Here is a 10,837-nt window from a genome sequence, read left to right as displayed (position 1 = left end):
CTTATTACTGTATATCTAATAAAATAATTAAATTCTAATTACGGTAAATAAAAACGCCTGAACGATTATTTTTCACTTTTCCTTTTTGGTAAGTTAACTCACCATTTACAAATACACTTTCGATTCCCTCAGCAACTGACATAGGATTTTCAAATGTTGCTGTGTCTTTAATATTCTTTGGGTCAAATAAAACTAAATCGGCAAATGCGTCTTGGCGAATCTCACCTCTTCCCGCGAGGTTATAGCGCTTCGCAGACATTCCGGTCATTTTGTGAATCGCTTCTGGTAGCGCAAACAGTTTTTCATCTCGGCAGTAATGACCTAAGACTTTCGGGAAGGTGCCCCACAATCTTGGATGTGGATGCGGGTCATTGGGTAAACCATCAGAACCAACCATGGTCAGCTTGTATTTCAATACGCGCTTTACGTCGTTCTCATCCATGCAGTGGTAAACCGCACCGGCTGGTTGAAGCGCTTTTGCTGCGTCCATCAGTGGTAGGTTCATCTCATCAGCAATCTGCTTAAGCGTTTTGCCTGCATGTTCTGGCTTTGCTTTAGACCAAGTAATGAAGATATCGAAGTCGTCCGTCACCTGTTTCAAATCTAATGTCGAAGAGCTCGCTGAGTATGGGTAGCAGTCGCAAGACACATCTTGGTGCTCAGAAACCTTGTCCATCAAATCAAGTACTTCAACGGTTCTGCCCCAGTTACCTGCACCTGCACATTTAAGGTGAGAGATAACAACCGGTACTTTCGCGTATTGCCCAGTCTCAAACGCTTCTTCCATCGCGCTTAAGATCTCTTCGAATTCGGTACGCATATGCGTGGTATAGATGCCGCCATGGCTAGAAAGCACTTTCGCTAACTGCATCACTTCGTTGGCATTAGCTTGTTTCGCGCTGGCGTAAGCCAAACCTGAACTCAAACCCAGTGCACCCTGCTCCATCGCTAAATCAAGGTTGGTTTGCATTACCGCGATTTCTTCTTCGCTTGCGGTGCGTTGTAGGTCGTCCATCACTTGGTTACGCAGTGTGGTGTGGCCAACTAACGCTGCTACGTTCACCGCTGGTTGCGCCTGCTCCACTGCTTGTGCATACGCGGCAAAGGTTGGGTATTTGAAATCAACCTGCGCGCCTAAAAGGTTCATTGGGTCTGGTGGGTCGCCGGCCAAAACTGTAGGTGATGCACTGATACCGCAGTTACCAACAATCACGGTTGTCACACCTTGGCTGATCTTTGGTAGGCAGTCAGGGTAACGAATAACATTGGTATCGTCGTGTGTGTGTACATCGATGAATCCAGGAGCCAATGCTAAGCCTGCTCCCTCAACCAACTGGCTGCAATCTTCATGATCGATTTTGCCAATTTCGGCGATTTTTCCATCTCGGATTGCTACATCGGCACAAAACGATTGTTCGCCGGTGCCATCAAACACCTCTACATTTTTAATTATCGTATCGAACAACATTTCTCACTCTCTCAATCCACTTTGTTGATGGAGCTATATTAGAAATCCAGCCGATTATTTTCAGTGACAAAACACACATAATATTTTAATTTGCGTGATAGTTTCTATCACAAAACACATTACAGATATATTTAAACATTAAATAACAACCACTTAAATCATGTTAGGAATCAGCAATGAAACATAACCCTGCACAAAAAGATGTTATAAAGTATCAAAAAGATAGTTTCATCTTGACTGAAAAAGGCCAAAAAGGGAGAGCTGTATCACAATCTGAGAACGGTGTTTATCGACTGGTTGATGAAGACATTTCGCTTCCGGTAGCAATTATCAAACAATCAGCGTTGACCAATAACCTGAATTGGATGCAATCATTCGCCGATCATCATCAGGTTAAATTGTCGCCACATGGCAAAACATCGATGACGCCTGATTTCTTCCGTCAACAGCTAGAAAATGGCGCTTGGGGAATTACCGTTGCGACACCTGCACAAGCAGAAGTTGCAGCAATGGCAGGCGCAAAAAGAATCATCATGGCTAACCAATTGGTAGGTAAAACCAACATGGCGATCATCGAACAGCTTATTAGTGAGTTCGACGTTGATTTCTATTGCTGTGTGGATTCATCGGTAAACGTGCAGCAACTCAACCAATACTTCGCCAACAAAAAGCAGACGCTAAAAGCTCTAATCGAGTTTGGTGTTCCGGGTGGCCGTTGTGGTTGTCGTTCACCTCAAGAAGTTTTAGAACTGGCTCAAACCATTCAAGATACGCCTGCACTTTCGCTAGCGGGTATTGAGGTGTATGAGGGCGTGATTCATGGCGACAATGCCGAGCAAGACATTCGTACCTTCTTAAACCAAGCGCTGACCTCGGTCGAAAGCCTCGCATCAGATGGCCTAATTGCAGGGCAACCTATCATCACTGGTGCAGGTTCGGCTTGGTATGACGTGGTTGCAGAATGTTTAGCGAACCTAACCGATTACTTGGCGATCATCCGCCCGGGCTGTTACGCGATTCACGACACAGGTATCTACCTAGACGCTCAAAGCAAGGTGTTGCAGCGTGCCCAAGTAAACCAAGGTTACGCGTGCGAATTGGGTGGAGATCTGGAATCGGCACTTGAGGTATGGGCGTATGTAATCTCTCGCCCAGAACCGACCAAACTAGTTGTTGGGCTAGGCAAGCGTGATGTGGCCTTTGATGCGGGGTTACCTATTGCCGAACGCGGCTATCGCAATGGCGAAGCTATCTCTGTGAAAGGGCTGACTGCGACCGCCGTGATGGATCAGCATACCTTTGTTGAAACGGACGGCTCTTCTGAAATTGAAGTGGGCGACATGATTGCATTCTCAACCTCACACCCGTGTTTAACCTTCGATAAGTGGCGCTACATTGCCATCAGCGATGACGACCATCAGGTAACAAACTGGGTGGAAACCTGCTTCTAGTTCGATTTTTCAATAAGCTAGAATCAGCGAAACAATAAGATATACTAACGGGGCTAACGCTTAGTTTTAAACGGCTAAATGGCTAAAAAGCTAAAGAGCTTACTTCTTACGAGCTAGGTTCTTAATAACTAGGTGATAACGATTAGCCCCATCAACAAAGGATCAGGATTCTTGAGTTTAGAAGTAGATATCATTTCACAGATAACGGAGCGTTTTCCCGCTCTTCGTGATGCAGAGAAAAAAGTCGCTAAGCTGATCATGGACGACATTGATTTTGCTGCCAATGCCAGCATCACAGAGCTTGCTGAAAGCGCTCAAGTCAGTGAAGCCACCATTACACGTTTTGCTAAGGCTATCGGCTGCAGCAACGTACGTGATATGAAGATCAAGCTTGCTCAAACACTGACAGTTGGCCAGCGTTTTATTCTCGAACCGGTTGACCAAACGGGTTATCAAGGTATCTACGAATCGATCAAGCAGAGCCTAGACATCAACCGCACCTTGTTCAAAGAGCAAGACGTTGAAACCGCAGTCAGCTGGCTGCATAACGCCAGACAAATCATTGCTATTGGCATGGGTGGTGGCTCGACCATCGCTTCTCAAGAACTGCAACACCGACTGTTTCGTTTGGGCTATCCCGTGGTGTCGTACAACGATGGCTTAATGTCACGCATGGTTGCTGCGACAGCAGATGTCAATGATGTCATGGTGATGATCTCCGCGACCGGTTTCACGCCTGTGATTACTGAAACCGCAGAGCTGGCTAAGCAGTACGGGCTTAAGATCATAGCGATTACCCCAAAAGATACACCACTGGCAAAGATTGCCGATATCTTGTTGCCCATCAAACATATGGAAACTGACTTCATCTACAAACCGTCGGCGTCTCGCTACGCCATGTTGGCGCTAGTGGATGTGCTTTCTATGGGGATCGCAGTCAATCATAAAAACCGTTCGCGCGACAAACTGCGTCGTTTGAAGGTTGCGCTAGATTCCTACCGAGGTGGGGGCGACAGACAGCCTCTCGGTGATTAACGAATCAAGGATAGAATGAGCTTAAATTCTGGTGCGCGGCAATCTTTCACTAGCTCGTATAAGCTCATTTCTAATCCCGTAATTTGGACACCAGCGTCCTGTAATCGGCTGATAGCCAACTTCTTATTCAATGCTGTCCGTGAACCAATACAGTCGCCAACTACCTGAACCCTGTACCCAAGCTCCAACAAACCCAATGCGGTTTGATAAACACAAATATGAGCCTCAATCCCACACCAACCAAGTCTCTACATCCTTGGTTTGAACCGCCTCAACAAACTTGGGCTCATCACACGCGTTAAACGTGAATTTAGGTATTGGTTTAGCATCACTCAAAAGGTCATTGAGTTCATCAACCGTCGCACCTAGCTTCTCTGGATTCTGCTCCAAACGAATAATTGGCAGACCCAAAACCTGTGCGCCCTTAATCAACTTTCCACAGTTAGAAATAAGTGTCTCACTCTCATCAACAAGGCGTGCAAGCTTACCTTGCACGTCCACAACCACCAAACATGTATTTTGTTTCATTAGCATGTGTATTCCTTGTTTTTGGCAGCCTAACTCACTAAGCAACCGGATGAGCATTTTATCTACTATGTAACGATTTAGCTTACAAAGCCATACAGTAATAGGTACAAGACTACGGAATAATGCTCACCAACGGTCGAAAGGTCGCAAAACAAAAATAATTGATACTGGCATGACATTTAAGAGTGAGTAACAAAAATGAACAAGATAACAAAATCAGCATTAGCACTGGGTTTAATCAGCGCAGTTTCTCTTCCAGCTTTAGCTGCAGGTACTGACGGCGGTGCGTACATCGGTGGCGGCCTTGGTGTGTACCAAGATTCTGATACAGACGGTCAAGGCAACCTAGACTCAGACGGCATGGGTTACAACCTATATGGTGGCTACCAGTTCAACCGTATCGTTGGTGTTGAACTTGGCTACAACGATTACGCAGACTACAAAAAGGGTGCTGCAAAACTGTCGCCAACTTCTATTTCGTTATCAGCAAACCTAGGTTATACGTTCGACAACACGATTCGTCCATTCGTGCTTGCAGGTTTAAGCTCTGTTGACCTAAACGCAAATAACGCAGCTCTATATGATGACGATAGCGGAACCGGTTTCCATTTTGGTGTTGGTGTTGAATACACGCCAATCGAACACTTAACGCTGCGTCTAATTTCGCAAGCAGACGCAGTAAGCGTAGAGAACGACTACGGTTTGTATAAAGAAGACAAAACACTTGCCTTCAACAGCATTAGCTTCGGTGGTTCATACAACTTCTAATGTGATTGAACCACATAGAATAAGCTGAACATACTAATTCACTTTGCTGTTCCACCTTGTCATGAAGGTCACTCAGTAAAGTGAATTTTTTGTTTCTACACACCCTATTGCGTCATTTCACTTTAACCGGTTTATCGCTCACCATCACTGATTGAGCTTTATGCGTTGATATTAGAGCTTTCTTGGTAGCGAGACTAAAATAAAGGGATAAGAGACGCAGGAAAACAAGACCTATGAATCTACCAAGCTTAAACATGTCGATAAACAAGCTGCCTTTTGTGTTGGCCGTGTATTATCTGCTTGTCGTCAACCTACCTCTCTCCCAAGAACTGTTTAGTATTGTTCAGGCATCGAAATCTGAAAGCGTTGCGTTTCTTATCTCCATTCCTATCTTCTTCCTTGCTGCCTTTAATTTCATCTTCCAAGTCTTCAACTGGCCTATCTTCTCTAAGCCGTTTTTCATCTTATTGCTGATCACCTCCACCTTAGTCAGCTACAGCATGTTCAATTACGGCATATTCGTCGACTACGGCATGATAGAGAATGTGTTTGAGACCAATAGCGGTGAAGCAGCCAGCTATATCAGTGGTCACTCGATCTTATGGCTACTGGCTATGGGCGGTATTCCATCACTCATCCTGTTGTTTACCAAACTTGAAAAAGAGTCTTGGAAAGATTTCTTTGTCTGGAAATCGATTGGCTTGCTCTCTTCCTTGATCGTCATTGCGATTATTGCCGGGCTTTTCTACAAAGATTACGTATCGATTGGTCGCAATAACTCGCACATCAAAAAGATGATCATTCCGACCGAGTATGTGGCATCAACAGTCAAATACATCAATAACACCTACATCAAACAGCCCATCCCCTATCAAGAATTGGGGTTAGATGCTCAACTCAAACCACAAGCAAAAGCGGCCGCCAAACCGACCTTATTGGTGTTTGTGCTTGGCGAAACCGCTCGCGTGTATAACTACCAATATTATGGCTATGAGAGAGAAACCAACGCTCATACCAAGCCTTATAACCCAATATTTTTCTCTGATGTTCAGTCGTGCGGAACAGCCACCGCGGTTTCTGTACCGTGCATGTTCTCGAACATGAATCGCAGCAACTATGATCGCGACAAAGCCTACAACCAAGATAACGTGGTCGACATTATGAACCGCGCGGGCATTCACTCTATCTGGAGAGAACATGATGGTGGAGACAAGGCGGTCGCACACCGAATCAAAGAGATGACGCTCGTCGCCAAAGACAGCGACCCGTTATGTAATAACGACGTATGCTACGACACAGCGATGCTAGAGAACTTCGAACAAGACACGCAAGATCTCAAGCAAGATAGCATCATTTTCTATCATATTTCGGGATCCCACGGCCCAACGTACTTTGAGCGTTATCCAGAAGAACATAAGAAATTTACGCCTGATTGCGCTCGCGCCGATATTGAAAACTGCACCAAAGAAGAAGTAGTTAACACCTACGATAACACCATCTTGTACACGGATTTCTTTCTCTCACAGGCTATGCAGAAACTAGAGAAACTCACCGATAAGTACAACGTGGCGCTGATGTACATTTCCGATCATGGTGAATCTTTAGGGGAAAACGGCGTCTACCTACATGGCATGCCTTATTCATTGGCACCGAAAGAGCAAACCCATGTGCCTATGATCATGTGGATGTCTTATGGTTTCGCCGAGCAGAAAGGGATAAACCAAACCTGCTTGAGAAAGGCAGGCAAAGAACAGAGCTTCTCCCAAGACAACCTGTTCGACTCTTTGCTTGGCCTAATGGATGTACAAACCAAAGAATACCGAGAGAACCAAGATATTTTTGCTGCGTGTCGCTAGTTTTATAGGTGACTTATGTAAATTAATTTCCAAAGGTTCGTTTACATAAGCACCATTCGGCTACCATTACAGCAAAATCAATGGCGGCAAAGGAGTCAAGTTAACCAAAGGAGTACTTTGCCAGTAACTTTCACTGGCAAATAACCACATTGGAGCAACCGTATTCTGTTTGAGTGAAGTAACATCCACTAACACCAACAGGGCGTAAAAACGATGTACATAGTCAACCGTCTCTTTGGGTAACCTTAAATCGGAAAACTGCCGACTACCCGCCTTTTTTACTGCTCGTTGTACCCGTCCTTCTCCAGCGTTATATGCCGCAAGAGTCAGGTTAATATCACCATCAAACTTACGATATAAAAAATCGAGATACTGCATCGCCGCATGAGTGCTAGGCTCAATCTCAAACCTTTGATCTTGCCTGTCATTAACCGTCAAACCAAACCTTTCAGCAGTGGCTGGCATCAGCTGCCATAAGCCTGCCGCTTTAGCAGGAGATATAGCATTGGAGTTATACGAAGATTCCAGCATAGGCACCAACACAAAGCTATCAGGTAAAGATCGCTCGGCAAGCTGTCTAAAGATTTCGTTAACCAGTGGGTCGAACTCTTCTAGCTTTTTCAGTATTTGGTTTTGGTATGGTTTAAGCGTGTTTATGTGGGGTTGGATGACATTTTGGGATGGACGGTTTTGCGCATAACTGGAGCTACTTTGAAAGCACATAATTAATAACACCAGTCCTAAAAACCAGTGCACCAGAATTTGAAAGCCAAAGCCTTTAGCCAAAACATCGCTCCATCATCGTATTGTTTTTATACGTGTTAATTGTTCTTATCCCTGTTGATACCCACCGTCAGCCTTGGAAGCACACCTATAGAGCTGTTCACTCAAAGAATCACCAAAAAAAGGTTAATACCACGATGGTGCAACCCAAAAATACCGCGAAACAAATGGGAATAACTAAATGCTTATCCTTCTCGAGAGAGATAAAACCTTGTGGCTGTTGAACGATAAACATGACTAGCAAAATATTGTAGATAGCAATCAACAAACCTACGATAAAAACATCGAAATACAGCAAACTCGTCGCTAAATAGACGTAATAGCCAATTAAAATATAATCAATGAGTACTAACCAAGCCAGGCACTTCCGTGAATTAAACATGACGTTGATTGATTCAGTCATAACGACTTAGCACTTCAAAAGAAGTGACAGGTTGGTTCAACTCCGCTTGTCTAACCGCCCTTCTCTTACTGTCGGGCAACACCTTATCCAACTCGTGCTGACCAAGTGGAGAAGCTCTTGTGGCACTGCCTATCGAAAACGACTTATAGACTTTATTCAGCTGCTCTAGGGTATTTGCGGTCAATATATACAACTCTATACGACGGTTGACTCCAGATTTCGTATTCTCATAGTCAACAGGGGCGGTATCACTCATACCCGTGACCTGAAAGATATGGTGCTCTTGAAGCCCCCCTTTATTGAGATAGTAACGCGCGCTGTTTGCCCTATTGCTTGATAGTTCCCAGTTCGTCATGCGGCTACCCTTATAACGACTGGCATCTGTGTGACCAGTAATGATCATCTTGTTCTCGATTTTTTCGAGTAGCCTTGCGAGGTTCAATAACAGGTCTTGATAAAATGGCGTCACTTTAGCTCCGCCTCGGAAAAACATCGGCCCTTTGTCTGAATCAGCAATCACCAATTTGGCTCCCTGAGGCGTAACGAAAACACTGACACTACCTAATGCATCAATACCTGAAAGCTCTTGGGTTATACGTTGTGCCAGCAATTCAAGCTCCTGTTGGCTATTAAACTCGCCTTCTAACACTGAGGTATCATTAATTCGATGAAGATCGGCATCATAGTGAGAGGTCGCGACATGAGGCAGTGGCAATGGGTTTATGGAATTACCACCACTTTCACTGGTACCTAGGTGCATGATTGGATCATTTCCGTAAGCAAAGTAGTTAAGCAGTTTCTTCTGATCATCCACATCCACCACCTGCAAAATCCACAGCACCAAAAAGAGACACATCAACGAAATCATCAGATCCGCCATTGCGACCTTCCAACCACCATGTTGCAGTTCATTGCGCTTACGGCGACCTTTTTTCTGAATAATGACTTGAGGTTGCTGCATCATCGTCTCCTTAACTTGATGACGGCTGTTGTCTTAACACTTCAACCGCCTTTTCAAGTTCAACAAATGATGGTTTGTAGCGAGTCTCGATATTTTTTCGACCTGCATTAGCACACATGTGAGCCGACTGGCCTTGAGCATAAGCTGACAATATCGACTTAACGCAAAACAGTGGTGCGAGCTGATTCTCAGACACATCTTTAATGCTGCTCGACATCGGACCTAACACACAGTAACACCCAAAAACGCCAGTGAAGGTACCCACCAATGCGCCAGCAATGTTCTTACCAATTTCGGTTATCTCACCATCCAGCCCCTGCATAGTGAGGATTATTCCCATCACAGCCGCTAAGATCCCTAACCCTGGCATCGCCTCAGCAGTGGCATGTAGCTTCTCCGACGGCTTAGTATATTCGTCTTCCAAATGTTCGATTTCTTCTTCAAGAAAAGCCTCGAGCAAATGCTGAGATTGCTTGCCCGTAATCACCTGACGAAATGAATCGATAATGAATTGTGTGGTTAACGCGTCTTTGGTAATTCGAGGATACTTCGCGAAAATCTTGCTCGATTCCGGGTTCTCAACATGAATATCCAACGCTTTGATGTTCTTCACTCTCGCGGTATTAATCAGCTCAAACATCAAAGACAGTAACTGCTGATAATAGTCCTTGTTGTAAGGAGTAGAGCGAAACGCAATACCAATCTGTTGCACCATCAATTTGAGGGTTGAAGAGGTCGTAGACATCAGCAAGCTAGCGAAGGCTGCACCAAAAATAATGATGATCTCTGACAGCTTAAAGATGAACTCAAACTTACCACCAAGGAAAATGAAGCCACCAAAAATCACACTTAATACGACAACAATGCCGATTAACTTTTGCATACATCACTCTCCTTAATTCTGCTTTTGAGAATGTCTAAGCCTCGATGTTTGAGCCTGTGAACCTTAATCTCATTGATATCGAGGACTAACGCCGTCTCTTTGGTGCTCAAGCTCTTCACGTAAATCAGATACAAAATCCGCTGTTCCATTGCTGGGAGTGAATTCAGTACCAGCTTCACCTCGTTAAACAATACTTCTTTATCGGTTTCGGGCACTGCAGTAACTACAGATTCCAACTCGATATCATCAAAGACATCCACGAGGGTCATGGCTTGCTGGTAATCATCCGCTTCTACCCCTAAGTGTCGACAGACTTCATTACTGGTTGGCTCCCTGCCGAGTAGCTGGAGTAACTGCCGCTCGGCATGTTTGATGCGGTTGACGAGCTGGCGTTTATCACGCTCCATGTAGTCACGTCGACGCAATTCATCGATCAATTCACCACGAATGCGCACCGCAACGGCACGACGAAAGTCATCATTTGCCACATGGTCAAACTTTCTCAGTTCAATCACTAAGGTCATCATGGCGGTTTGTTTAAGGTCCTCAAACGTCCCCTCATCAACCGCATAGCGATATTGATACAGCAGCCCATTAATCAACTTAATGTTTTGCTGCAATACCAACTTCTCGAGCTCCTGTAGCGTAGCTTGGTCATCGGTTTGGGTATGTTGATACTTAGGCTGCATTAACATGATGAC

General features: G+C 44.8%; 9 protein-coding genes and 1 pseudogene. 4 read left to right on the top strand and 6 right to left on the bottom strand.

What is annotated here, in order from left to right:
* Positions 1 to 34: 34 nt before the first annotated feature.
* The gene (locus AB4517_RS06060; RefSeq protein WP_372148057.1) at positions 35 to 1,468 is read right to left on the bottom strand and encodes an amidohydrolase family protein; all 1,434 of its coding nucleotides are present in this window, start codon (positions 1,466 to 1,468) and stop codon (positions 35 to 37) included.
* A 176-nt stretch (positions 1,469 to 1,644) separates the two neighbouring features.
* Between AB4517_RS06060 and AB4517_RS06055 the strand changes: the two genes are divergently transcribed.
* Together AB4517_RS06055 and AB4517_RS06050 are read left to right on the top strand one after the other, a co-directional pair.
* The gene (locus AB4517_RS06055; protein ID WP_372148056.1) at positions 1,645 to 2,919 is read left to right on the top strand and encodes an amino acid deaminase; all 1,275 of its coding nucleotides are present in this window, start codon (positions 1,645 to 1,647) and stop codon (positions 2,917 to 2,919) included.
* Positions 2,920 to 3,090: 171 nt separating this feature from the next.
* The gene (locus AB4517_RS06050; RefSeq protein ID WP_372148055.1) at positions 3,091 to 3,954 is read left to right on the top strand and encodes a MurR/RpiR family transcriptional regulator; all 864 of its coding nucleotides are present in this window, start codon (positions 3,091 to 3,093) and stop codon (positions 3,952 to 3,954) included.
* Here AB4517_RS06050 and AB4517_RS06045 read toward each other — a convergent pair.
* Positions 3,951 to 4,488, bottom strand: a pseudogene (locus AB4517_RS06045) (hydrolase). The gene AB4517_RS06050 and the pseudogene AB4517_RS06045 overlap by 4 nt on opposite strands.
* Positions 4,489 to 4,680: 192 nt before the next feature.
* Here AB4517_RS06045 and AB4517_RS06040 point away from each other — a divergent pair.
* On the top strand, positions 4,681 to 5,250 hold the full coding sequence (locus AB4517_RS06040) for a porin family protein (protein WP_268670537.1): 570 nt from the start codon (positions 4,681 to 4,683) through the stop codon (positions 5,248 to 5,250).
* Between the two features lie 233 nt (positions 5,251 to 5,483).
* Entirely contained in the window at positions 5,484 to 7,106 is a 1,623-nt protein-coding gene (locus tag AB4517_RS06035) for a phosphoethanolamine transferase (protein ID WP_372148054.1), read from the top strand.
* Between the two features lie 66 nt (positions 7,107 to 7,172).
* Here AB4517_RS06035 and AB4517_RS06030 read toward each other — a convergent pair whose 3' ends face one another.
* The 4 genes from AB4517_RS06030 to AB4517_RS06015 form a co-directional block, all read right to left on the bottom strand.
* Positions 7,173 to 7,829 (bottom strand): lytic transglycosylase domain-containing protein, encoded by a 657-nt coding sequence (locus tag AB4517_RS06030; RefSeq protein WP_372148059.1) that lies wholly within the window; start codon positions 7,827 to 7,829, stop codon positions 7,173 to 7,175.
* A gap of 455 nt (positions 7,830 to 8,284) precedes the next feature.
* Positions 8,285 to 9,256: an OmpA family protein gene (locus AB4517_RS06025; protein ID WP_048610082.1), complete on the bottom strand. Its 972-nt coding sequence runs from the start codon at positions 9,254 to 9,256 to the stop codon at positions 8,285 to 8,287.
* A 7-nt stretch (positions 9,257 to 9,263) separates the two neighbouring features.
* Positions 9,264 to 10,136 carry a flagellar motor stator protein MotA gene (motA, locus tag AB4517_RS06020; RefSeq protein ID WP_048610084.1) on the bottom strand — a complete coding sequence of 291 codons (873 nt, stop codon included), beginning with the start codon at positions 10,134 to 10,136 and terminating at the stop codon, positions 9,264 to 9,266.
* Entirely contained in the window at positions 10,124 to 10,831 is a 708-nt protein-coding gene (locus AB4517_RS06015; protein WP_048610086.1) for a sigma-70 family RNA polymerase sigma factor, read from the bottom strand. The genes motA and AB4517_RS06015 overlap by 13 nt, the downstream gene beginning before the upstream one ends.
* Positions 10,832 to 10,837 lie beyond the last annotated feature (6 nt).

Source organism: Vibrio sp. 10N.222.52.C3, from assembly GCF_041474195.1.
GTDB classification, from domain to species: Bacteria; Pseudomonadota; Gammaproteobacteria; order Enterobacterales; family Vibrionaceae; genus Vibrio; species Vibrio crassostreae_C.
The sequence above is the reverse complement of the archived record's forward strand: the minus strand, read 5'-3'. Positions and strand labels throughout refer to the sequence as shown.